The sequence below is a fragment of the Ligilactobacillus sp. ESL1201 genome (assembly GCF_058503265.1).
Genome location: NZ_CP196362.1, coordinates 573,744 through 597,471, shown reverse-complemented (window position 1 = coordinate 597,471; position 23,728 = coordinate 573,744). Strand labels below are relative to the sequence as shown.

19 protein-coding genes, 1 tRNA gene and 2 rRNA genes are annotated in these 23,728 nt (G+C 45.6%); 3 read left to right on the top strand and 19 right to left on the bottom strand.

The features are described 5' to 3' along the window. Window position 1 precedes the first annotated feature (1 nt). The 16 genes from ACSYSK_RS02935 to deoC form a co-directional block, all read right to left on the bottom strand. A 23S ribosomal RNA gene (locus ACSYSK_RS02935) occupies window positions 2-2,910 on the bottom strand. Window positions 2,911-3,049: 139 nt separating this feature from the next. Beyond that, window positions 3,050-3,122, bottom strand: a tRNA-Ala gene (locus ACSYSK_RS02930). 61 nt (window positions 3,123-3,183) lie between these two features. Next, window positions 3,184-4,747: ribosomal RNA gene (locus tag ACSYSK_RS02925) — 16S ribosomal RNA — on the bottom strand. Together the 16S and 23S rRNA genes with 1 tRNA gene alongside form the textbook arrangement of a ribosomal RNA operon. Before the next feature lie 304 nt (window positions 4,748-5,051). Beyond that, complete coding sequence (locus ACSYSK_RS02920; RefSeq protein ID WP_491715448.1) at window positions 5,052-5,309, bottom strand: PspC domain-containing protein; 258 nt, start codon at window positions 5,307-5,309, stop codon at window positions 5,052-5,054. Window position 5,310: 1 nt separating this feature from the next. Further along, entirely contained in the window at window positions 5,311-5,652 is a 342-nt protein-coding gene (locus tag ACSYSK_RS02915) for a PadR family transcriptional regulator (protein ID WP_491715447.1), read from the bottom strand. 297 nt (window positions 5,653-5,949) lie between these two features. Beyond that, the gene (locus ACSYSK_RS02910) at window positions 5,950-6,405 is read right to left on the bottom strand and encodes a MarR family winged helix-turn-helix transcriptional regulator (RefSeq protein WP_491715446.1); all 456 of its coding nucleotides are present in this window, start codon (window positions 6,403-6,405) and stop codon (window positions 5,950-5,952) included. Window positions 6,406-6,426: 21 nt separating this feature from the next. Beyond that, window positions 6,427-7,149 carry an RNA-binding cell elongation regulator Jag/EloR gene (gene jag / locus ACSYSK_RS02905; RefSeq protein ID WP_491715445.1) on the bottom strand — a complete coding sequence of 241 codons (723 nt, stop codon included), beginning with the start codon at window positions 7,147-7,149 and terminating at the stop codon, window positions 6,427-6,429. 298 nt (window positions 7,150-7,447) lie between these two features. Beyond that, window positions 7,448-7,681 (bottom strand): hypothetical protein, encoded by a 234-nt coding sequence (locus ACSYSK_RS02900; protein ID WP_491715444.1) that lies wholly within the window; start codon window positions 7,679-7,681, stop codon window positions 7,448-7,450. Window positions 7,682-7,755: 74 nt separating this feature from the next. Further along, on the bottom strand, window positions 7,756-8,964 hold the full coding sequence (locus ACSYSK_RS02895) for an ABC transporter permease (RefSeq protein ID WP_491715443.1): 1,209 nt from the start codon (window positions 8,962-8,964) through the stop codon (window positions 7,756-7,758). Next, entirely contained in the window at window positions 8,961-9,644 is a 684-nt protein-coding gene (locus tag ACSYSK_RS02890) for an ABC transporter ATP-binding protein (RefSeq protein ID WP_491715442.1), read from the bottom strand. The genes ACSYSK_RS02895 and ACSYSK_RS02890 overlap by 4 nt, the downstream gene beginning before the upstream one ends. Then, window positions 9,637-10,689: an efflux RND transporter periplasmic adaptor subunit gene (locus ACSYSK_RS02885; RefSeq protein ID WP_491715441.1), complete on the bottom strand. Its 1,053-nt coding sequence runs from the start codon at window positions 10,687-10,689 to the stop codon at window positions 9,637-9,639. Before ACSYSK_RS02885 ends, ACSYSK_RS02890 begins: the two co-directional genes overlap by 8 nt. A gap of 624 nt (window positions 10,690-11,313) precedes the next feature. Beyond that, on the bottom strand, window positions 11,314-12,612 hold the full coding sequence (locus ACSYSK_RS02880; protein WP_491715440.1) for a pyrimidine-nucleoside phosphorylase: 1,299 nt from the start codon (window positions 12,610-12,612) through the stop codon (window positions 11,314-11,316). A gap of 14 nt (window positions 12,613-12,626) precedes the next feature. Beyond that, window positions 12,627-13,547 carry a sugar-binding transcriptional regulator gene (locus ACSYSK_RS02875; RefSeq protein ID WP_491715439.1) on the bottom strand — a complete coding sequence of 307 codons (921 nt, stop codon included), beginning with the start codon at window positions 13,545-13,547 and terminating at the stop codon, window positions 12,627-12,629. Then, window positions 13,540-14,253, bottom strand: coding sequence for a purine-nucleoside phosphorylase (deoD, locus tag ACSYSK_RS02870; protein ID WP_491715438.1), 714 nt, complete (start codon window positions 14,251-14,253; stop codon window positions 13,540-13,542). Before deoD ends, ACSYSK_RS02875 begins: the two co-directional genes overlap by 8 nt. Before the next feature lie 331 nt (window positions 14,254-14,584). Next, entirely contained in the window at window positions 14,585-15,772 is a 1,188-nt protein-coding gene (locus ACSYSK_RS02865; protein WP_491715437.1) for a phosphopentomutase, read from the bottom strand. A gap of 15 nt (window positions 15,773-15,787) precedes the next feature. Then, window positions 15,788-16,441: a deoxyribose-phosphate aldolase gene (gene deoC / locus ACSYSK_RS02860; RefSeq protein ID WP_491715436.1), complete on the bottom strand. Its 654-nt coding sequence runs from the start codon at window positions 16,439-16,441 to the stop codon at window positions 15,788-15,790. Window positions 16,442-16,675: 234 nt separating this feature from the next. Between deoC and ACSYSK_RS02855 the strand changes: the two genes are divergently transcribed. From ACSYSK_RS02855 to ACSYSK_RS02845, 3 genes are all read left to right on the top strand, one after another. Further along, on the top strand, window positions 16,676-17,614 hold the full coding sequence (locus ACSYSK_RS02855) for a cation diffusion facilitator family transporter (protein WP_491715435.1): 939 nt from the start codon (window positions 16,676-16,678) through the stop codon (window positions 17,612-17,614). Between the two features lie 100 nt (window positions 17,615-17,714). After that, on the top strand, window positions 17,715-18,149 hold the full coding sequence (locus ACSYSK_RS02850) for an ACT domain-containing protein (protein WP_491715434.1): 435 nt from the start codon (window positions 17,715-17,717) through the stop codon (window positions 18,147-18,149). 67 nt (window positions 18,150-18,216) lie between these two features. Next, on the top strand, window positions 18,217-20,115 hold the full coding sequence (locus tag ACSYSK_RS02845; RefSeq protein WP_491715433.1) for a M13 family metallopeptidase: 1,899 nt from the start codon (window positions 18,217-18,219) through the stop codon (window positions 20,113-20,115). A gap of 512 nt (window positions 20,116-20,627) precedes the next feature. Here the strand turns inward: ACSYSK_RS02845 and ACSYSK_RS02840 are convergent. From ACSYSK_RS02840 to ACSYSK_RS02830, 3 genes are all read right to left on the bottom strand, one after another. Further along, the gene (locus ACSYSK_RS02840) at window positions 20,628-21,839 is read right to left on the bottom strand and encodes an IS110 family RNA-guided transposase (protein ID WP_491714837.1); all 1,212 of its coding nucleotides are present in this window, start codon (window positions 21,837-21,839) and stop codon (window positions 20,628-20,630) included. Between the two features lie 325 nt (window positions 21,840-22,164). Continuing rightward, window positions 22,165-23,127 carry a DUF4097 family beta strand repeat-containing protein gene (locus tag ACSYSK_RS02835; RefSeq protein ID WP_491715432.1) on the bottom strand — a complete coding sequence of 321 codons (963 nt, stop codon included), beginning with the start codon at window positions 23,125-23,127 and terminating at the stop codon, window positions 22,165-22,167. Further along, the gene (locus tag ACSYSK_RS02830) at window positions 23,128-23,727 is read right to left on the bottom strand and encodes a DUF1700 domain-containing protein (protein ID WP_491715431.1); all 600 of its coding nucleotides are present in this window, start codon (window positions 23,725-23,727) and stop codon (window positions 23,128-23,130) included. Window position 23,728 lies beyond the last annotated feature (1 nt).

Here is a 23,728-nt window from a genome sequence, read left to right as displayed (position 1 = left end):
CTTGGTTAAGTCCTCGACCGATTAGTAATGGTCCGCTCCATGCCTCACGGCACTTCCACTTCCATCCTATCTACCTGTTATTCTCTCAGGGGTCTTACTTCATTTCTGAATGGGAAATCTCATCTGGAGGCGAGTTTCGCACTTAGATGCTTTCAGCGTTTATCTCATCCATACTTAGCTACCCAGCGCTGCCTTGGGCAAGACAACTGGTACACCAGCGGTATGTCCATCCCGGTCCTCTCGTACTAAGGACAGATCCTCGCAAATTTCCTACGCCCGCGACGGATAGGGACCGAACTGTCTCACGACGTTCTGAACCCAGCTCGCGTACCGCTTTAATGGGCGAACAGCCCAACCCTTGGGACCGACTACAGCCCCAGGATGCGATGAGCCGACATCGAGGTGCCAAACCTCCCCGTCGATGTGAACTCTTGGGGGAGATAAGCCTGTTATCCCCAGGGTAGCTTTTATCCGTTGAGCGATGGCCCTTCCATACGGAACCACCGGATCACTAAGCCCGACTTTCGTCCCTGCTCGACTTGTAGGTCTCGCAGTCAAGCTCCCTTGTGCCTTTACACTCTGCAAATGATTTCCAACCATTTTGAGGGAACCTTTGGGCGCCTCCGTTACCTTTTAGGAGGCGACCGCCCCAGTCAAACTGCCTACCAGACACTGTCTCCCACCGGGTTAACCGGTGTGGGTTAGAGTGTTCATACAACGAGGGTAGTATCCCACCAACGCCTCGGGCGAAACTGACGTTCCGCCTTCTATGGCTCCTACCTATCCTGTACAAGTTATACGAACACCCAATATCAAGCTACAGTAAAGCTCCATGGGGTCTTTCCGTCCTGTCGCGGGTAACCCGCATCTTCACGGGTATTATAATTTCACCGAGTCTCTCGTTGAGACAGTGCCCAGATCGTTACGCCTTTCGTGCGGGTCGGAACTTACCCGACAAGGAATTTCGCTACCTTAGGACCGTTATAGTTACGGCCGCCGTTTACTGGGGCTTCACTTTTGAGCTTCGCTTGCGCTAACTCATCCGCTTAACCTTCCAGCACCGGGCAGGCGTCAGCCCCTATACTTCATCTTACGATTTTGCAGAAACCTGTGTTTTTGATAAACAGTCGCCTGGGCCTATTCACTGCGGCTGATCGTTAGATCAGCACCCCTTCTCCCGAAGTTACGGGGTCATTTTGCCGAGTTCCTTAACGAGAGTTCTCTCGCTCACCTGAGGATACTCTCCTCGACTACCTGTGTCGGTTTGCGGTACGGGTGACCAGATCCTTACTAGAAGCTTTTCTCGGCAGTGTGACTCGCTTCCCTTCGCTACTTAGATTTCGCTCCCCATCACAGCTCGTGTTGCTTGAATGCAAACATTTAACTCACACTCGCACTCGCTGCTTGGACATGCATTTCCATTCGCACGCTTCGCTTGCCTCCTGCGTCCCTCCATTGTTCAATCAGATCTGATCAGTACAGGAATCTCCACCTGTTATCCATCGCCTACGCCTTGCGGCCTCAGCTTAGGTCCCGACTTACCCTGGGCGGACGAGCCTTCCCCAGGAAACCTTAGTCTTTCGGTGGGTCAGATTCTCACTGACCTTGCGCTACTCATACCGGCATTCTCACTTCTAAGCGCTCCACTAGTCCTTACGGTCTAGCTTCGCCGCCCTTAGAACGCTCTCCTACCATCCAACCTGCGGTTGGATCCACGATTTCGGTAATGTGTTTAGCCCCGTTACATTTTCGGCGCAGAACCACTCGACTAGTGAGCTATTACGCACTCTTTAAATGGTGGCTGCTTCTGAGCCAACATCCTAGTTGTCTGTGCAATTCCACATCCTTTTCCACTTAACACATATTTTGGGACCTTAATCGGTGATCTGGGCTGTTTCCCTTTCGACTACGGATCTTATCACTCGCAGTCTGACTCCCGGTCATTGATCTGTGGCATTCGGAGTTTATCTGAATTCAGTAACCCAAGACGGACCCCTAGTTCAAACAGTGCTCTACCTCCACGATCATTCATACCGAGGCTAGCCCTAAAGCTATTTCGGAGAGAACCAGCTATCTCCAAGTTCGTTTGGAATTTCACCGCTACCCACACCTCATCCCAGCATTTTTCAACATACACGGGTGCGGTCCTCCGGTGCGTTTTACCGCACTTTCAACCTGGACATGGGTAGGTCACTTGGTTTCGGGTCTACGTCAAACTACTTTGTCGCCCTCTTCAGACTTGCTTTCGCTACGGCTCCAGTCTTTCCACTTTAACCTTGCAGCTTAACGTAACTCGCCGGTTCATTCTACAAAAGGCACGCCATTACCCTTAAATGGGCTTTGACTACTTGTAGGCACATGGTTTCAGGAACTATTTCACTCCCCTTCCGGGGTGCTTTTCACCTTTCCCTCACGGTACTGGTTCACTATCGGTCACTAGGTAGTATTTAGCCTTGGGAGATGGTCCTCCCAGCTTCCGACGGGATTTCACGTGTCCCGCCGTACTCAGGATCCCGATTCTCGGTTCGTCGTGTTTCACTTACAGGGCTCTCACCTTCTATGGCTGACCTTCCCAGATCATTCAGCTACATTCCTCACCGTCTATGTTCGGTCCTACAACCCCGAAAGACAAGTCTTTCGGTTTGGGCTGTTCCCCGTTCGCTCGCCGCTACTCAGGGAATCACTGTTGTTTTCTTTTCCTGCAGGTACTGAGATGTTTCAGTTCCCCACGTCTGTCTTCAACTGACCTTAACGGTCAGCGATAATAACCTCACGGTTATTGGGTTTTCCCATTCGGAGATCTGCGGGTCATTGCTTACTTACAGCTGACCGCAGCATTTCGCTGTTAGTTGCGTCCTTCTTCGACTCCTAGTGCCAAGGCATCCACCATGCGCCCTTCCTAACTTAACCTTTAATTTATCTGACGATAAATTGGTTATGAGTTGACGTTGTTCTCGTCAATTTTTACGCAGTGTTTTTCTCGGTTGATTATTAAGAAATAAAAATGATTCAGTTTTCAATGAACAATGCTTTGACAGTTGCCTGTCAATGGAGCTTAACGGGATCGAACCGTTGACCTCCTGCTTGCAAAGCAGGTGCTCTCCCAGCTGAGCTAAAGCCCCCAAGTAGAGCTTTCAAAACCAAACAAAGTTTCGTTGTGTGAGTTTCCGTTATTTTCCTTAGAAAGGAGGTGATCCAGCCGCAGGTTCTCCTACGGCTACCTTGTTACGACTTCACCCCAATCATCTGTCCCACCTTAGACGGCTGGTTCCTTACGGTTACCCCACCGGCTTTGGGTGTTACAAACTCTCATGGTGTGACGGGCGGTGTGTACAAGGCCCGGGAACGTATTCACCGCGGCATGCTGATCCGCGATTACTAGCGATTCCGACTTCATGCAGGCGGGTTGCAGCCTGCAATCCGAACTGAGAACGGCTTTTAGAGATTAGCTTGACCTCGCGGTCTCGCAACTCGTTGTACCGTCCATTGTAGCACGTGTGTAGCCCAGGTCATAAGGGGCATGATGACTTGACGTCATCCCCACCTTCCTCCGGTTTGTCACCGGCAGTCTCGCCAGAGTGCCCAACTGAATGCTGGCAACTGGCAACAAGGGTTGCGCTCGTTGCGGGACTTAACCCAACATCTCACGACACGAGCTGACGACAGCCATGCACCACCTGTCTTAGTGTTCCCGAAGGAAACACCTAATCTCTTAGGTTGGCACTAGATGTCAAGACCTGGTAAGGTTCTTCGCGTTGCTTCGAATTAAACCACATGCTCCACCGCTTGTGCGGGCCCCCGTCAATTCCTTTGAGTTTCAACCTTGCGGTCGTACTCCCCAGGCGGAATGCTTAATGCGTTTGCTGCGGCACTGAAGGGCGGAAACCCTCCAACACCTAGCATTCATCGTTTACAGCGTGGACTACCAGGGTATCTAATCCTGTTCGCTCCCCACGCTTTCGAACCTCAGCGTCAGTTACAGACCAGAGAGCCGCTTTCGCCACTGGTGTTCTTCCATATATCTACGCATTTCACCGCTACACATGGAGTTCCACTCTCCTCTTCTGCACTCAAGTTCTCCAGTTTCCAATGCACGACTCCGGTTAAGCCGAAGGCTTTCACATCAGACTTAAAAAACCGCCTGCGTTCCCTTTACGCCCAATAAATCCGGACAACGCTTGCCACCTACGTATTACCGCGGCTGCTGGCACGTAGTTAGCCGTGACTTCCTCGTCAGATACCGTCATGGCTCTAGCAGTTACTCTAGAACTCGTTCTTCTCTGACAACAGTGTTTTACGATCCGAAGACCTTCTTCACACACGCGGCGTTGCTCCATCAGACTTGCGTCCATTGTGGAAGATTCCCTACTGCTGCCTCCCGTAGGAGTTTGGGCCGTGTCTCAGTCCCAATGTGGCCGATCAACCTCTCAGTTCGGCTACGTATCATCACCTTGGTAGGCCGTTACCCTACCAACTAGTTAATACGCCGCGGGCCCATCCTCAAGCAATAGCTGACGCCATCTTTTCCCCATAAAGCATGTGCTTTATGGGCTCATTCGGTATTAGCACCTGTTTCCAAGTGTTATCCCCAACTTAAGGGCAGGTTGCCCACGTGTTACTCACCCGTTCGCCACTTTCCTGTCTTGTTCGTGATACAAGTACCACTCCCAACACATTCTCGTTCGACTTGCATGTATTAGGCACGCCGCCAGCGTTCGTCCTGAGCCAGGATCAAACTCTCAGTTTGTTTAGCTCATTTTTGATTACTAGCGAAATTGACTTCGCAAATGTTTGCACCCGGATTGCTCCGAGCGACCTCACACATTTTTACGAAACTTTGTTCGGTTTTCAAAGTTCTACTCTGTTGCTTATCAAGCAACAACTTTATTACTATAACATCTCATCGCTAACAAGTCAACTGTTAATTTCAATTAACTTTCTGTGCCGCAACACTTCGTAGCGGTGAGCATTTAATAATATACACGCTTCTGTCCTTGCCGTCAATACCTTTGACTAAAAATATTTAAATTAACTCATAATTCCAGAATCAATTACTTTTTTTCGGTAAATTCTCCCTCAATGATCGTTTCATCATCGTCTTTACCGTTGGTCGGTGCATCTGGCATCACAAGTGCAGCAACAAAATAAATTAACACACCTAAAAATAAGTTTCCTGGAAAAACAATCAAAATTGCGCCAATTATCCGCACAATTGCTTTATCCCACTTAAAATACTCCGCTATTCCACCAAAAACTCCACTTAATACCTTATCATTTGACTTAACTAATCTTTTAGTTGGCTTACTCATTTTACTCGTCTCCTTCTTTATGTTCTTGGTTTCTCCCATCATTTTCAAAAATATGATCCAAACTCTCTTTATAATCTTGCCACATGTGATAGATCCTGTCTAAATGTTTTTCTCCGCTCTCAGTCAATTGATAGTAACGCCGATTTCTTCCCTGAAAAGGTTGGTCATAAGTAATTAAGTAACCATTTTTCTTTAAGCGACGTAATACCGGATACATCGTTGATTCCGAAATCGAAATTGCCTTTTGCATGTCCTGCGTTAAAGAATATCCGTAGTAATCCTGACGTTTCAACAAAGACAAGACCAATCCATCAAGCAAGTCTGCACTAACTTGAATTTTCATATACCGTATTCCCCTTTATTACCAGTCAAATTATTGTACTACAGCTACCACCAAGATCCCTCCTTGCAACTCGCCTCACAGTTTCTACTTAATTTCTAGCTATATTATATTACGTATAATATAAAAAGTAAAGACTTTAACTCCTAAAAAAAGACCAGCGCATGGCTCGCGATTATGCAACAAAAAGACGGGGCTTGAGCCGCCTCGCCTTTTCTTATCGTCATTAAACTAAAACCAGCACTTGCCATTCATCATCACTTTTTCGGTCAGTACTTCCCTTTTAAAATTGCTACCTAACTAAGCTAAACTTTGGTCGATCTGGGCGATCTTGGCACCGATCTTGCGTACCAATTTGACACTATCTTGGTACTCCTGATAAGTCATATCGATCGTAGAAAGACAAGATTTGACACTCGCCTTTACTTTTTCTTCGCTCATTGCACCCTTATCAGACAAAGCAATATACACCTTACGGCCGTCTTCTGGAACGTGAGTCCGCACAATCCAGTGATCTTTTTCCATTCGCTTTAATAAAGGCGTTAAAGTACCTGTATCAAGTTTCAAACGAGAACCGATCTCTTTGATCATCAACGGCCGTTTTTCCTCCCACAATACCAGTAAAGTCAGGTACTGGGGATACGTCAAATCAAATTCCGCTAAGGCTTTAGCATAAAATTTGTTGTAGTATTTTTGAGCCGAGTAGATTGCAAAGCAGAGTTCATTTTCGACTCGTTCTGGCTGATATTCTTTCATCTGCTACTCCTTTATCACTTGTCAGTACGGTGCAATTACCACCGCACGATGGGGCTCGTTTCCGCGCGAATACGTCTTGACCTGCGAAACATCGGCCAGCGTAGTGTGGATCACCTTGCGTTCCAAAGCAGGCATTGGATCCAACTCGACCACTTTACCCGTCGCCGTCACGGTCTTCGCAGTTCGTTGAGCCAAGCGGGCCAGCGTCTCTTCTCGTTTGGCCCGGTAACCAGCCACGTCTAAAATCACCCTTAAATGATGTTGCGCACGTTGATCTAGAAAATCCTGCGCCAAAACCTGTAATGAATTTAACACTTTGCCGTGTTTACCGATCAATAACCCCGCCTGTTGCGTATCAAAGTCATAATAAACCGTTCTTTTCTCCGGTGTCACCGCAATCACGGTCTCAATTCCCATTTTTTTGGTCACATCCGCTAAGTACTCGCCTAGTGCCCGCACATCTTGCTCTCGTTTTTGTGCGTTATCCTGTCGGCTGTTTTTGGGCTTAGCTGAAACCACTTTTGCTGGTCGTTGAATGTTTTTCATTGAAGTCGGTTTTGGCTTTTGCGTTGCTGGCGCTGGTTTTTGCGCTATCTCAACTAGTGCCAGTTTTTTACCGATTCCTAAAAAGCCCTTCTTGCCGTGAGAGAGCACGTTGATCAGTGCCTGCTCTTGAACAATACCTAGGTCTTTGAGACCAGCAGCAATTGCTTCTTGAGCCGTGCGTCCCGTATATTTTGTCATCCTTGCCTCCTGCCTCCAATAATTAAACTATTACATTATAATTATATCACAGTAACCGTTTTTACCCGCATATTATTGCTTGCATCACCAGTTGATACAAAAGAGGCTGGGACAAAACTTTGTTTTGTTCCAGCCTCTTTTTGTTTTCCGTAAGCAATAGACTGATCGTGCTCCAAAAAGCAGCAGTTTGCGCCTAGCTACGTTTCAAAATAAAACCCAAGTTCGGGTTTTACTTTGAAACTAAGCTAGTGCTCGACTGCTAAACGCTTTTTATCCCAACTCCATCCGTGATTAACTTTTACTTATTGACTAACAAACGATAGATGATAAAAAGTACCAAAGCGGGGAGCAAGAACACTGCCAGTAAATGAAAGACAGCGATCATTGCGATCACCCCGAACGCCGCTACTAAAATAAACGGCCATACTAGTGGTTGTAATAGGCTAAAGCCCAGCCGGAAAATTCCCTCAAACAGGCTGACAAAAAGACCGAGGCCACCTACTAACAGGAATAAAACAAATACGAGTAACATCTTCCATCACCTCACTTTAATTTTACCAGCGATCGTTGCTACTTTTGCGTTTACTGCTCAGACTTAACCACAACTTAACGTAAGGTGTCGATCAAATTCTTCTGTGCGGCCTGCCGTGCTGGCAAAACACCGAAGATCACCCCGACCGCAGTTGAGATACCGACCGCCATCATAAATGAACCTAACGTTACCGGCATCGCAAAATGGGCGATTAGCGCGGCAATCTTGGCAAACAAACAACCTAATAAAAAGCCGGCTAGGCCACCGAAAAGCGTCAGCATCACGGCCTCCATTAAAAACTGTAACATGATCGACGCGGGTTTAGCACCTACCGCCAAGCGAATCCCAATTTCTTGCGTTCTTTCCGAAACCGAAATATACATCATGTTCATCACACCGATCCCGGCGATCAATAGTGAAATAGCGGCAATTGCTCCCACGATACCCGTCAACATGTTGATCTCTTGGTTCAACTCGCCCATTGCTTTGGCAATATCTTGGAAGATGTAGGTCCCGTTTAAGTGATTAGTCCCCCGCTTTTTTAGGTAAGAAACGATCTGCTTACCCAACGCGTTAACATCAACCCCCTTGGCGAATGTGATCTTAATGAGACTGCCTGAATTGGCATTACCACCAGCCTGATAGGTCTTTTTCGGTAAAATCACGTCCATATCGTAATCATCACCCGTTTGCGAATCGTTACTGTACTGTCCGTGATTAAAGATCCCGACGACCTGATAAGTCTTGTTTCCGATGGTAACGGTCGTGCCTAACGCGTTTTCCGGGCGGTGAAATTCCCTTTTAGCCAATGATTTATTCATTAATGCCACCGGTTTTTCTTCCTGATTTTCCTTGGCGGTAAACAAGCGCCCCGTTACCAAATCAAACATGTGATTGTAATGGTCGACTAACGCTAACGTGATCTCTTGTTGCTGGTTACCAACCGTGCCGTTGACGCTGATCTGTGAAGTGACCGGCAGGATCGTCACGCTTAAAACTTCATTGCTAAAATGATTTTTTAGCGCGTCCATATCTTCTTGATCAAAGCCATCGCTGGAAATATAATCAGTATCATTTCCTTGATATAAGACTTCGCCGGTCTGATTACCGTTATTGGTGACCTGCATACTCTTTGCCATGTGGCGTTGAAATCCCTGACCGATCGCCATGATCGTGATCACTGCCGCTACCCCGATCACAATACCGATGGTCGTCAAAATACTACGCTTCGGATTGGTACGCAATGACTGCCACGCCGTTTTAAATAATTCCCAAAATATCATTGTTTCACCTTCTCATCAGAAACGACCCGCCCGTCCAAAATTCTAACCAGTCGTTGGGCCTGTGCTCCCACCTTAGGATCATGAGTCACCATGATCACCGTCGTGTGATTTTGCCGGTTTAAATTTTTAAACAGTTCCATGATCTCGGCAGAAGTTTTACTATCCAAAGCGCCGGTCGGCTCGTCTGCAATCAAAAAACTGGGTTTAGCGATAATTGCCCGGGCGATCGAGACCCGCTGTTGTTGGCCCCCCGATAAGTTTTTCGGGAGTTCTTTTTCCACTCCGTGCAGTCCCACCTGTTCTAGCGACTCCGCCACTCTTTTTTTCACGTTGGCCCTTTTTTCTCCCGCGTATAGCAGCGGTAAACTGACATTTTCGTTGACGGTCAGGTTATTGATCAGCTTGAAGTTTTGAAAAACAAACCCCACATTGCTGTTACGCAACTTGGAAAATTGTGAGCGACTATAATCGTGCAGGGGTTGATCTTGGTAAAAATAATTCCCCTCAAACTGGTCATCCAAAAAACCGATGATATTGATCAACGTCGACTTGCCGGAACCCGATTGCCCCATGATGGCGACAAATTCACCAGCTGCGATCGTCAGGTTAATATCATGTAACACGTGAAATTCGGCTTTTCCCTGCCGGTAATATTTATTAACGTGCTCCAGCCTAATCATCTAACTGAACCTTTTTGCCATTTTTTAAATGACTGTCCGGGTTAACAATCACTTTTTGCTTGGCGTGCAATCCTGATTTAATTTCAAACTGATTATCTTCCATGTGACCGGAAACACGCTGCAAAGAAACGCGTTTGCCTGCCCCTAAGACATAAACGCTATTGTGATGAACGATGCTTGAGCTCGGCAGTGTCAATCCTTTTTGCTTCACGGTCGCCCGCGCCGTTTGACCGTTCATAAATTTACCACTGATCGGTGCGGTAAACTGATACTTGGCTTCGTTAGCCTTGCTGGTCGGCTCCGGTTGCGTCGCTAAGTAATCGACGTTAGAGTCCGTTGCGTTTTTCGTCGCTAGTGAGGTGACCGTCAACTGGGAACCAACCTTGATCTTGGCGTAATCGTATTCGTTGACGTCGGCTTGAAATTGCAGTTGATCGGCATAAACCGTGACCTCAGGCGTCCCGTTTTTGGCATAGTCAACAACTACTTGGCCGGCAAACGGCGCCGTGACCGTATGATACATCTGATTTTTAGCCCGTTGTAATTTATTCTTTAACCCCGTAACCTCATCGTTTTGATCGTCAAGCTGATTTTGCGCGTCGGTCACCTGGCTATTCGCATCCTGATAACCATCGTCATCAGCCGTCAGTTGTGCTTTTTGTTGTTTAGCAGTATTCAAAGCCTGCTGTGCTCTCGTGGCCTTGCGCTGTGCCTGTGCCAAGTCTGCGTTAACGTCGTCGACTTGGTCTTGTTGCGTTTCATCGTAAGTAGAAAACAACTCTTCTCCAGACTGGACTTCTTGTCCACTGCGAACGTCGACTTGTTGAACCTTACCTCGCGGAACTATTACCTGCTGGGATTTTACCGCTTGGATCTTGCCGGTGATCACGTACGGCGCGGCGGTCGTGACCCGTGTTACTTCGTATTGCTTACCCTGCTTTTGCTGGTTGTGCGACTTCCAACTAAAAAATATCCCTAATAAAATAATAACTATTACTAAGAATCCGCCAATCAGCAGCCACTTTTTCTTCTTTAATTTTCCCACAACTACTCCTCCTTAGAGCTCTTCATTATTTTTATGAGTTAAACTGACTCATTATTTTCTAACAATGATATTATATATAAAATAATATTGAAAGTAAAGCAAAATTTCAGCTAACTCCTAAACTAAAGTACCTGATTACCGCCAGTTTGCCAAGCTTAATTCTCCAGACTCGGAGTCTTAGTTTCTCAGACAACGGAATTATTAGCTAATAATAAAGATCCTAAGTCAGTGCTCACAACAACTTTTCATCCCCATCATTTATTCCCCGGGAAATATTTTTCAATAACAAAAGAGAAGTTGGGACAAAAAGCGCTTAGCAGTCGAGCACTAGCCTAGTTTCAAAGTAAAACCTGAACTTTGGTTTTATTTTGAAACGTAGCTAGGCACAAACTGCTGCTTTTTGGAGCACGATCAAACAAGTTGTGAGTCAAGCCGGTTAGCGGTCGTAGACTAAGTGGCACTGACAAGCAAATCCTGTACTTGGATTTGTTTGTCAATGTCCTTAGGACCTAGACTGCTGGCTTGAAAAACGCGATTAAGTCTATTGCTTACGGAAAAACAAAGAGGGGCTGAAACAAAACAGAGTTTTGTCTCAGCCCCTCCACCTTAATTAAGTCTACAAAATTATTTGATCACTTGATAAATCATTTTGTATGGTTCTGCGTGGTCTGCAATTTTAATACAGTTATTGAGTCGCTCTTTGATAGCAGAGATCTCTTGTTGGTTACTGTGGATCGTCAACAACGACTCTCCTTCTTTTACTTGGTCACCAACTTTTTTGTGTAGTTCAATTCCTACACCATAGTCTAACTCGTCATCTGCTTTTTGGCGTCCGCCGCCTAATAACATGCTGGCGATCCCAATTTCGTCTGCAGTCAATTGGGAAACGTAGCCACTCCTTGATGCCGGTAATTCGATTTGATACTTAGCATGAGGCATAATGCTATAATCATCAACTACTCGTTGGTCACCACCCTGCGCTTTGATCATCGCTTTAAACCGGTCCAAAGCAGAGCCGTCGGTGATCGTTTGCTCCAACATTTTATGTGCTTCATCCAGGTCGCTGGCCTTTTGTCCTAAAACGACCATTTGACTTCCTAAGGTTAATACCAACTCTAATAAGTCTTTTGGCCCTTTACCCTTCAGTAAATCTAAGGATTCCTCGATCTCTAGCGTGTTACCGACTTTATTGCCCAAAGGTTGGTTCATATCGGAGATCAAAGCCATGCACTTTAAGCCCACGCCCTTACCGATATCGACTAAGGCCCGCGCTAATTTCACGGATTCCGGTAAGGTCTTCATGAACGCTCCAGCCCCGGTCTTCACGTCGATCACTAACGCATCAGTTCCCGAAGCAATTTTTTTACTCATGATCGAACTGGCGATCAACGGGATCGAATCGACCGTGTCAGTAACGTCGCGTAACGCGTAGATCTTTTTATCGGCCGGAGCGATGTTGCCCGTCGCACCGATAATCGCCAATTTTTCTTTTTTGACCTGGGCAATAAAGTCTTGTTCACTGATTTCAACTTGGTAGCCCGGGATCGCCTCTAATTTATCGAGGGTCCCACCCGTATGGCCTAAGCCCCGACCGGAGATCATTGGCACCGGAATTCCTAGCGCCGCTACCATCGCTGCCAACGGTAAGCTGACTTTATCGCCCACGCCGCCGGTTGAATGTTTATCCACCTTGATCCCTGGGATCTCACTTAAGTCCAAGTGATCCCCTGAATTCATCATGTCTAACGTTAAAGTGGCCCGTTCGTGGTCGGTCATATCATTGAAATAAATCGCCATCAGTAACGCACTGATCTGATAGTCCGGAATTTCACCACTAACGACTCCGGAAATAAAGAACTGAATTTCTTCGTCCGTTAGTTCATGGCCGTTTCTTTTTTTATCTATTACGTCGATCATCCGCATGATCTCACACCCCACTATTCGTATGTTAACAATTCCTGCGCGATCGCCTGGTCGATGATCAATTCGTTGGCGTACCCTGCCTTGATCACCGCATCGACCACCGGCGCTTTTAAGATCCCGCTAGCAACTAAGATAGAATGTTCCTTATTCTTAAGTTCCTCTAGCTCAATTCCCACCGTCCGTTCGTTTAACGCCTCGTCGACAATTTTTCCTTGCCTGTCAATGAAACGCGAGACGATGTCTCCTACGGCTTGTTTTTGTAACTTCTTTTTTTGCTGGGCGTTAAAATAACCCAACTGAAAAAGCAACGCATCCTTGCGAACGGTCCCAACGCTGTACAGCGCAATGTTGGCGCGCCGTCCCAAACTCAGCGTATTTTCAATAAACCGGTCCTTTTCTACGATCTCTTTAGTCAAACGTTCGTCAAAAAAGGGCGGCAGGGGCAAAAAATGGGCAGTCGCGTGCAAAGCCGTCGCCAGTTCGGTCACACTTTCTTCGGCGTAAGTCTCTTCGTTGTTCATGTTGACGCCGCCCTTTAACTGGACGACTTGCACGTCAGCTACTGTTAGCTTGGCCAAATGGGTGGTTATCGAGTGGATCGTTTTACCCCAGCCCAGACCAATAATGTCGTGTGGCTTAACTAACTGTTGTAGGTATTGCGCCGCATACACACCCTCAGTATAATTTTCCGGCACAACTTGCACTTGCACCCCGTACTTAGCCGACAAAGTAGCTCCCAAATCGGTCGCGTGCACCAGGGGATTGTTGATCTCGATCTTGACGATCCCCCGTTGACGCGCCATTTTTAACAACCGCGAGACCGTCGGCCGGGAAATATTCAAGCTCCGCGCGATCTGCGTTTGCCCTAAATTATCTTCATAATAAAGACGCGCAACAGTTACACTTTGCGCGAGTTTTTTTTGTTCCTTATTCATCTGTACTGATAGCAGTCTCCAATGCAACGTTGATCATGTCATTAAATGAAGTTTCCCGTTCCTTAGCGGTGGTTTTTTCACCCGTCATGATCAAATCACTGACCGTCAAGACTGCTAAGGCTTTAACGTGATACTTAGCAGCTAATAAGTATAATGCAGCTGCTTCCATTTCAGAACCCATGATGCCGTAATCCGCTAATTTTTGCTTATCCATTTCGTCGTTATAGAAACGATCTTCGGACAAAATATTTCCAACTCTGACCGGAACATTTAATTTTCCTGCTGCGTGGTAGGCGGTTTCTAACATGCCAAAGTCGGCCGTTGGTGCGTAATAGATCCCGCTGCCAAACGTGTTTTGAATAATGGAAGAATCCGTACTTGCGCTTTGAGCTAACAAAACGTCACGTAGTTTAATGTCAGGTCCTAACCCCCCACACGTGCCGACCCGCAGTAATTTTTTCACGCCAAATGCTTGGATCAATTCCGTAGAATAAATCGAAATCGAAGGGATCCCCATTCCCGTTCCCTGAACTGAAACTGGTTTACCATGATACGTTCCGGTATAACCAAAGGCGTTGCGCACGGTGTTATAACACTTAGCGTCCGTTAAGAAATTCTCGGCGATGTATTTAGCCCGTAACGGATCTCCTGGTAATAAGACGGTGTCTGCGATCTCACCGCGTGTAGCATCAATATGAGTACTCATTATGTTGACCTCCTTCAGATTATGGGGCTAAGACAAAATCGAATCTTGTTCTAGGAGCCTGTTATCCCACCGTAAATGATAGTCTGCTCGTACCCCAAAAACAGCAGTTTTTGTCCCAACTCCTTCAAAATGATAACAATTCTAATCATGCTGGTCAATGCCAGTTTTTAATCACCGTTTTAACCAATAAGCGCTTACATCATTTTTACTAAAGGAACCGGGACAAACAACTGCCTCGGCCCTTTGTGACCATCATTTAATAATGTCGACCCTAGTCGTTGAGTAACGGCGCTAGTTGGGCATTACTAATTAAGCTTTAATTAAATATGTGTTACTTCAAGTCAGCTAAAAAGCTCGTTCCTTCATTATTACCGCTAACACCAAAATTATCTAGGATAGTAGCGCCGTAATCGGAGAACGTTGAACGAATACCTAGGCTAGCCGGCTGTTTCATGCTTGGAGAATAAACTAATAACGGAACGTATTCACGCGTGTGGTCGGTTCCTTTAAAGCACGGGTCGTTACCATGATCGGCCGTGATCATCAACAGATCGTCGTCGTGCAGGTTATCAATTACCGTACCCAAACGCTGATCTAGTTCCATCAAAGCCTGACCGTCGCCATCTGGATTGCGTCGGTGACCGTACATCGCATCAAAATCGACCAAGTTGGTGAAGCAAAAGCCGGTAAAGTCTTGTTTCATCACGTGATCTAAGTGATCCATCCCGTCCATGTTGCTTTCGTTATGGTAGCCCGTCCCAATTCCTTGGCCGGAAAAGATGTCGTTAATCTTGCCGATTCCGATCGTGTCGATCCCAGCTGCTTGCAAGTGATCTAACACAGTTTTACCAGTTGGTTTGAGGGTGAAATCGTGCCGGTTAGCGGTTCGGGTGAAATGACCCTTGCCAGTGCCGACGTACGGACGAGCGATGATCCGCCCTACCAAATATTCTGGACCGTTGACTAAACTACGAGCGTACTCACAGATCTTGTACAATTCTTTGACCGGGATCACATCTTCATGAGCAGCGATCTGCAATACCGAGTCACCAGAAGTATAGATGATCAAATCACCGGTTTCCATTTGGTGTTCGCCTAATTCTTCTAGGATCTGAGTCCCTGATTCTGGGCGATTACCCACGATCTTGCGTCCGGAAAATTCCGAGATCTTGTTTAACAGATCATCTGGAAATCCTTGCGGGAAGAAACTGAGTTCTTGGCGGACTGGCAGTTCCATCATTTCCCAGTGGCCGTCCATACTGTCTTTGCCTACGGAAACTTCTTGCATTTTACCGTAATAGCCGATCGGTTGGTCAGCATTCGGTACCCCTACGATCGGAGTTTCCCGTAGGTTAGAAAGACCTAATTTAGCCATGTTAGGCAATGCCAGTTTACCGGCAAAATGTTCACCGATGTGGCCTAAAGTATCAGCACCTGCATCATCAAACTTAGCGGAATCTGGTGCTTCGCCGGTCCCAATCGAATCCATTACTAAGCCAAAAATTCGTTTATATTTCATCAGTAACCTCCTAGATTAAGACAAAATTGCAACAGTTGCACTAACACCCAAACGATTAGCTCCAGCGTCGATCATTGCCAGTGCTTCATCATAACTATGAATACCACCAGCGGCCTTAACGCCAACTTCTTGACCTACAGTTTCGCGCATCAATTTAACATCGTCCACCTTAGCACCTGCAGTACTGAAACCGGTCGAAGTCTTAACGAAATCAGTTCCTGCTTTAACGGCCAACTGACAAGCGCGCACCTTTTGTTCTTTGTTTAAAAATGAAGTTTCGATGATCACTTTTAATACTTTGCCTTTTTCGTGAACTGCGGCTACAACGGCAGCAACGTCTGCTTGCACAGCTTCGTCGTTACCAGCGAGTAATTCACCAATATTGATCACCATGTCGATCTCGTCGGCGCCATCAGCAATTGCTTGTTTAGCTTCAAATGCTTTGGCACTGCTGCTCATTGCACCTAAAGGAAAACCCACTACACAGCAGGTATTGATATCTGTTCCCGCTAATTGCTCGTTGACTAGTTTTGCCCAGTAAGAATTAACACAGACAGAAGCCGTGTTATATTGCTTAGCCTCCTCACAAGTCTTAACGATATCTTCTTTGGTAGCGTTAGCTTGTAAATTGGTATGATCTAAATACTTAGCTAATTTACTTTTTTCCATTGGTTATTAAACCCCTTTCACTTAAATTATAAGCAATTACTTTACAAATGTAAACTATTTTTATTGAACATTTGTAAAAATAATGCTGCCGTGCATTTTTTTAAGGACCGTCCCTTGTATTTACGCCCTGCTTGGTTTAAAATCAGTAAAACAATAAAGCGCTTCATCAATAATATTATCTTCCGCTATCGTTGGCGGAATTTTTTGCTTACAGTAATTACAAAGGGGATCACCATGCTTAATGAACGTTACCAACAGATCAAAGAAGCGCAAGGCGGCGCGTTGATCAGTATCGTTGCTTACAGCCTAGCCACATTATTAAAATTAGTCGTCGGCCACCTCGCGCATTCACAGGGACTAAAAGCCGACGGATTAAATAACTTAACGGACGTTTTAGCCTCATTAACTATCCTGATCGGATTAGGGATCTCGCGTAAACCAGCGGACCACGAACACCGTTACGGCCACTGGAAATCGGAAAATATCGCCAGTTTGATCACCTCTTTGATCATGCTGGTGATCGGCGCCCGGGTCTTTTTTGGTTCGTTGACTAGGATCATCATTCACGACCAAACTACTCCCGACAAGCCGGCCGCTTTCGTCGGATTGCTCTCCGCTTTTTTAATGGGCGGCGTTTACGTGTTAAACGACTACCTTGGCAAAAAAGATCAGAGTACCGCATTATTAGCAGCGGCCAAAGACAACCTCTCCGATGCTTTGACCAGTTTAGGGACCTCGGTAGGGATCTTAGCCGCAGCTTGCAACCTCAAATGGGTCGATCAAGTCGTGGCGTTGGGGATCTCTTTACTGATTTTAGAAACGGCATTCAACATTTTTAGGACCAGCGTTTTTTCCTTGTCCGACGGCTTCGACGAAAGTCAGCTCGTAGAATATAAGACCGAGATCCTAAAAAATCCGCAGGTCAAAGAGGTCAAAAGTATCAAAGGACGCAAATCAGGGGCCTTGATCTTCGTTGACTTGACCGTTTTGATGGATCCCGACTTGACCGTGCGCGAGAGCCACCAGGTCACCGAAATAATTCAGGGTGCATTGCGGCGTAAATTTCGGATCTTTGACGCCGATATTCACGTCGAGCCCTACGAGATCAGTGAAAGTAAGGTTAAAAAACAAAAGAAATCATATTTAAAAAGAAGTAAGCAACGATTTAAATAAAACCGGAAAATACTAGCTAGTTAATTTTATTGTGTTTGCAAAAGTGGCTCAAGCACGCTACATTAGTCTTAATAGCAGACAATTAGTGAGGAGGAAGTCAGTGGAAAAATTTTATATCGTAGACAGTTCGATCCTACCGCGCACCTTTGGTAAAGTGATCGCGGCCCGACAACTGCTCGAGTCCGGCAAGGTCAAACAAATCAGTGAAGCCGTCAAAAAAGTCGGCATCAGCCGGGGAACCTATTATAAGTACAAAGACTTAGTTTTTTTACCCGCAGAAAAAACCGTTTCGAGTAAAGCGGTCCTGTCTTTAATGTTAGAAAATCAACAAGGAATACTGTCCCAAGTCCTGATTACGATCGCTCACAGTCGCGCCAGTATCCTGACCATTAACCAAAACATTCCGATCCATAACCTGGCAAGCATGACGATCTCCCTAGACTTAACTCACCTCCAGGGAACGATCGACGACTTGCTAAACGCCTTAAGGAAAAATCAAGGTGTCAGCGACGTAATGTTAATTGCGCTCGAATAACATGGTGTGTCTTTTATTCCCTCAAGCAAAAGAATAAAATATAAGTATTAAATATGGAGGTTTAACAGTGAAAAAAGAACAAATTAAAGACGATCTCTACCAAGCGGTCAACGGTGAATGGCTGCAAACCGCACAGATTCCCGCAGACAAATCCACTACTGGCGGTTTTGCGGACCTAGCGGATAATATCGAAAAAACGTTAATGACGGACTTTGCCGCGATGGTTAAAGGCGAGGTTCAGCCCGCCGATCCTTACCTGCAAGAATTCGTTAAGTACTATCAGTTAGCGGCGAATTATCAGCGCCGCGACCAAGAGGGGGTTGCCCCCGTCAAGCAATCTTTAAAGCAGATCGAAGGGCTCACAGACCTAGCCGATTTACAAGACCACCTGTACGAGCTCACCTTGCAAGGCAACGTTTTACCTTTCGACCTGTACGTTGCCGCCGACATGAAAAATACCGCGCGCTACGCTTTGTACGCGGAAGTGCCATCATTGATCTTGCCCGATAAGACTTATTACGAAAAAGATAATCAGCAAGCACCGGCGTTAATAGCCGTTTACAGTCAAATGGTCTTGCAGTTATTCCAACTGGCTGGCTACCCACAAGAACAGGCACAACAGTTGTTACAACAAGCGTTAGCCTTCGACCGCAGTTTAGCTCCACACGAAAAAGACAGCACCGAACGGGCCGATTACGTCAAAGACTACAACAAATACTTGTTTGCGGATTTTAGCAAGTTCAGCAGCAATCTAGACCTCGCTAGTTACGCCACAGACCTCTTACAGACTACGCCCGACCAGGTGATCGTCAGCGAACCGCAATTTTACGAGGCGTTAGACGAATTAGTTAACGCAGAAACGTTTGTTAATTTACGCAGCTGGATGCTGGTCAAACGACTGGTAGGCCTCAGTTCACTGGTCAGTGATAAAGCCCGCGTGATCGGCGGCCAGTATTCACGCGCACTATCCGGCTCTAAAGAAGCAATGAACCCGCAAAAAGCAGCCTACTACCTGGCAACCGGACAATTCAGTCAAGTAGTTGGTCTCTATTACGGCAAGCGTTATTTCGGTGAAAAGGCTAAAAACGACGTTCACCAGATGGTAGAAAAAATGGTAGCAGTTTACCAAAAACGGTTGGCCCAAAACGACTGGCTAGGAGCGGATACCAAGAAAAAAGCCGTTACTAAATTAGCGACCCTCGCCATCCAAGTTGGGTACCCGGATAAGTTAGACCCGCTGTTTACTAAATTTCACGTTGATTCCAGTCAGAGCCTCTTCCAAAATGACGCGCGCTTCACTGAGATCGCCATCAAGGATCACTTCGCACATTACGGAAAAAAAGTTGACCGTACTCGCTGGGAGATGTCCGCTCATACCGTCAACGCCTATTACAATCCGTCGTTTAACACGATCGTCTTTCCTGCCGCGATCTTGCAAGCTCCGTTTTATTCACTGGACCAGTCGGCCAGCCAAAATTACGGCGGGATCGGTGCCGTGATCGCCCACGAGATCTCGCACGCCTTCGATAACAACGGCGCGCACTTCGACGAATACGGCAACCTCAATAACTGGTGGAGTCAAGCGGACCTCGACCACTTCAACGAACTCGCACAAGCCGAGATCGATCAGTTTGACGGGTTAAAGACCGAAGCCGGCACAGTCAACGGCAAACTAGTGGTCTCCGAAAATATCGCGGATGCCGGCGGTTTAAGCTGTGCGTTAGAAGCCGCCAAAGAAAATGACGACGCCAACCTCGAAGCCTTTTTCATCAATTGGGCCCGCATCTGGCGCTTGAAGTCCTCGTTACAAAGAGAAAAGTTACTACTCAGTATTGACGTTCATTCCCCTAATGAATTACGGGCAAACGTTCAAGTCAAAAACCTAGCAGATTTTTATACCACCTTTAACGTCGTTGCCGGCGATCAGATGTACTTACCGCCGGAAAAACGCGTCAACATCTGGTAATTAACGCTTAGAAATACAAAGGGGCGTTGGGACAAAAAGCGTTTAGCAGTCGAGCACTAGCCTAGTTTCAAAGTAAAACCTGCACTTTGGTTTTATTTTGAAACGTAGCTAGGCGCAAACTGCTGCTTTTTGGAGCACGATCAAACAAGTTGTGAGTCAAGCCGGTTAGCGGTCGTAGACTAAGTGGCACTGACAAGCAAATCCTGTACTTGGATTTGTTTGTCAATGTCCTTAGAACCTAGACTGCTGGCTTGACGAACGCGATTAAGTCTATTGCTTACGGAAAACGAAAATAGGGAGCTGGAACAAAACGAAGTTTTCTACGATTAGTCAAGTACAAACTGCTACTTTATTGGGATTTTCCTACCAATATTTTTAAAATTAACCAGTAAATTTACTGAATTCAATCCGTAATTTGTCTTAATTACCTTTTTGAGAGTACAACAAATAGACACCTAATTTTATTAATTTTTTTAAAGGTGTTATGATATAGAATATAATTAAAAAGTATCCTATGGGCGCTTTGACGTCGAATAATAGACATACTTTTGATTTTTAACTACTAGGTGATATATCGTCCTAATCAGACGATGTATTGATGCAATAGCGATCTTCTTGGTCATGTGTGGCCGACCAGATCGCTTTTTTCTTTGGTAATAATCGGCAATATGATTTTGACTACCATTTTTGGTGCTGGTGGCGATCATGTTCATAATTACTTGGTAAAAAACTTTACGTGCGTACGGATTACCCCGTTTACTGATTGATTCAGCCGCTAGATATTTTCCAGATTCATAATGGCGGAGATCAATTCCAATAAAAGCGTTAATTTGATTAGATGAACTAAAACGTCTGATATCACCTAATTCGGCTATTATTAAATTAGCGGTACTTTCTCCAATCCCTGGAATAGATAGTAAGATCTCGTATTCCGGTAATGCAGCTGCCATTTGACTCATTTGTTTAATGATTTTCCGTTTTTGTTGATTTAATTGCTTTAATTGTTGTGCCCAATAACTGACCTGTTGGATCGTACTAGATCCTTGCGGTACCGCCGGGTAACTTTGGCGCGCAAGCTGTACCAATTTTGTAGTAACTTTTGTGACTTGAATTCGTGATGTTGTCTTAGTCAGTGAATTTTCAACGCCGCTAGTTACTTCCGCAAGCGAACATTTAGTAACTGCATAACTACTAGGAAAGCGGCTAACTAAATTCCAATATAGCGGACCATTGGTGGTACTAAGTAACCCTTCGATTTCTGGGAAAGTCAATTGTAATATCCGGTGTAGGCGGTTTTTGGCACGCACTAAATCGTTATTGATTTCTTGATAGAAACGACTGAGATCCTTGAGTTCTGTGTAAACCGGAAGCTGTTGGTAGTCAGCTATTCGCTTTAATATAAATTGCGACTTAGCTAAGTTAAGCGCATCTAGTTGATCAGTTTTACGATGGCGTAAACTGTCTAACTGTTTTTTAGCCGCTAATGGATTTAACCTAGTGTAAGAATAACCGTAATCCTGAAAAAAAGACTGTAAGCGACGTGAGTAGATCCCAGTGGCCTCAAAAATAATTTCTGGTTGATGACATGAACGAAGATCTTCCAATAATTTCATTAAACCACAGCGATCATTACTGATTTGATATTGTTGAACTATTTGTCCAGCGATACCAATAGCTACATTAGATGTTCGACTACTAACATCAATTCCAAAGACGACTTGCATTTTAATCACCTTTCTTGAAGTTTGCTTCCATCTTCCTGATCAATCTACTTTTCACTACACGACATCAAGTGTCCCACATTCTTCGAACAGATTTTTAATCAGCAAGGATGAAGTTGCCTGTTTTGTCCACGACGTTATGCGCCTATCTGTTTTACGACTTGTCAACTTCACCACCACTTTAACACCAAGAAAAAGTGGTAGAGAAAAAACTCCGTCGAGTTAATTCTCTACCACTAATCTTAGAATGTTTTGTCCCAGCTCCCTATTTTTTATATTCCATCAGTAGACTTAATCGCGTTTTCAATCCAGCAACTTGACTCACAGCTTATCTAATCGTGTTGTCACCGTCGTTGTTCGTGATCAACATCACGTTACCGCTTCGTGCTCCCTTAACCGATTCATTTCTACCGAACAGTGAATTTTCACCATCCTCCGAGTTGCTCAACACGTAGCCGTCCGCCGCGGTATTGCTGACCATATTGTCGCCATCTTTGTTATCAACGCTGTAGCCGTTAGTTACGTGGGAATCTCTGATCGTAACGTCTCCATCGTTACTTTTGAGCTTACCACTATCCAACGATAAGTTTTTAAAACTCGTATCTCCGTCCACGGTCTCGACATCAAAATTACGTAAAGTACCGTCAGTAACATTCAAGTTGCCATCATTAACGGTCAACATTCCCGCTAAGATGTTTGTATTTTCACTCGTGAAGTCACCGTCTTTATGGTCTACGTTAGCTTTTTCCACGTTCATCCCCCGCATTACCAAATCGGTATCAGAACCGCTTAATTCCAGGTTACGGACGTTAGCATTATTTAGCTCTACGTCACTATCACTGTACAACAGTTTTACTAAACCCAATTGGTCCTTAGCAGGAACGGTGATCGTGACCCGATTATCATCGCTGTCACCATAATTTCTATTAAAGTTAAATCCCCAGACATCAATAACATGCATGCCGTGTTCGTGGCTTCTTTGAGTAATTTCCAAGCGGTGATTGATCACGTTGACTTGAGGCCGACTCTTTTTGTCGCCACGATAACTAACGCTGTAATTTTCACCGGTTTTAAGCACTACTTGCGCGTCTTTAACGTCAACTTTGACGTCCTTAAATGCCCGCTGTTTTTCAGTAAAATGGTAGATTCCAATGTGTTTAGTCTCATCCAACAAGTAAGGACGGTTATTTTCGATCACCACTTCGCGATTACCGTGTAATAGGAAACCGATCCCTAAAAAAACCAGTCCGATCACCAGTAAGACTCCGGAAATTTTCATGATCCTTTTCATTTAGGCGTCCCCCTTGCGTAATTTTTGATAAATGAAACGAGTCAGGTTAGCGATCATCTGCACTAATGCCGAACACAGCCAGTAAACCACGGTGATCACTACTACCTCTAACGCTAAGCCCGTTAACGCTGCGCCGATATAAAAGATCCCGACTCCGGGATGAACGAAAAGCAGCAACACTCCGGCATAAAGTGCTGCACCGATCACACAGATCAATGCTCCCGCAATGACCACGGCACTAAACACCAAGGCAAATAATAAAACTACTACTACAAAAAGTGCAATAAAAAACATCAAGCCGACAAAAATCGTGACCGGAGAAGCCGCAAAAGCTAAAATGATCAGTAAGATCATCTTCGCGTTACCGGTCAGCGAACCGACGCGCCCCTTAGTCGTTTTATTTTCCTTGATCGCCGAATCGGCTAAGATCGTTCGGCTCAATTGCCGCGGCGTCCCCAGCTTTTTTTCGATCTCATCTTTACTGGTCAACCCACTATCCGCTAAGTATTCATTATAGTATTCCAAAATATCGTGGCGGTCCGCCTCGTCTAAGTCACTTAAATATTTCTCTAGTTCATTTAAATAATGGACCCGCTCCATC

Excerpts from the sequence above, each read along its gene's own strand:
- ACSYSK_RS02920 (WP_491715448.1), bottom strand. The coding sequence starts at position 5,309 with ATGAGTAAGCCAACTAAAAGATTAGTTAAGTCAAATGATAAGGTATTA.
- ACSYSK_RS02915 (WP_491715447.1), bottom strand. The coding sequence starts at position 5,652 with ATGAAAATTCAAGTTAGTGCAGACTTGCTTGATGGATTGGTCTTGTCT.
- ACSYSK_RS02910 (WP_491715446.1), bottom strand. The coding sequence starts at position 6,405 with ATGAAAGAATATCAGCCAGAACGAGTCGAAAATGAACTCTGCTTTGCA.
- jag (WP_491715445.1), bottom strand. The coding sequence starts at position 7,149 with ATGACAAAATATACGGGACGCACGGCTCAAGAAGCAATTGCTGCTGGT.
- ACSYSK_RS02900 (WP_491715444.1), bottom strand. The coding sequence starts at position 7,681 with ATGTTACTCGTATTTGTTTTATTCCTGTTAGTAGGTGGCCTCGGTCTT.
- ACSYSK_RS02895 (WP_491715443.1), bottom strand. The coding sequence starts at position 8,964 with ATGATATTTTGGGAATTATTTAAAACGGCGTGGCAGTCATTGCGTACC.
- ACSYSK_RS02890 (WP_491715442.1), bottom strand. The coding sequence starts at position 9,644 with ATGATTAGGCTGGAGCACGTTAATAAATATTACCGGCAGGGAAAAGCC.
- ACSYSK_RS02880 (WP_491715440.1), bottom strand. The coding sequence starts at position 12,612 with ATGCGGATGATCGACGTAATAGATAAAAAAAGAAACGGCCATGAACTA.
- ACSYSK_RS02875 (WP_491715439.1), bottom strand. The coding sequence starts at position 13,547 with ATGAATAAGGAACAAAAAAAACTCGCGCAAAGTGTAACTGTTGCGCGT.
- deoD (WP_491715438.1), bottom strand. The coding sequence starts at position 14,253 with ATGAGTACTCATATTGATGCTACACGCGGTGAGATCGCAGACACCGTC.
- ACSYSK_RS02865 (WP_491715437.1), bottom strand. The coding sequence starts at position 15,772 with ATGAAATATAAACGAATTTTTGGCTTAGTAATGGATTCGATTGGGACC.
- deoC (WP_491715436.1), bottom strand. The coding sequence starts at position 16,441 with ATGGAAAAAAGTAAATTAGCTAAGTATTTAGATCATACCAATTTACAA.
- ACSYSK_RS02855 (WP_491715435.1), top strand. The coding sequence starts at position 16,676 with ATGCTTAATGAACGTTACCAACAGATCAAAGAAGCGCAAGGCGGCGCG.
- ACSYSK_RS02840 (WP_491714837.1), bottom strand. The coding sequence starts at position 21,839 with ATGCAAGTCGTCTTTGGAATTGATGTTAGTAGTCGAACATCTAATGTA.
- ACSYSK_RS02835 (WP_491715432.1), bottom strand. The coding sequence starts at position 23,127 with ATGAAAAGGATCATGAAAATTTCCGGAGTCTTACTGGTGATCGGACTG.
- ACSYSK_RS02830 (WP_491715431.1), bottom strand. The coding sequence starts at position 23,727 with ATGGAGCGGGTCCATTATTTAAATGAACTAGAGAAATATTTAAGTGAC.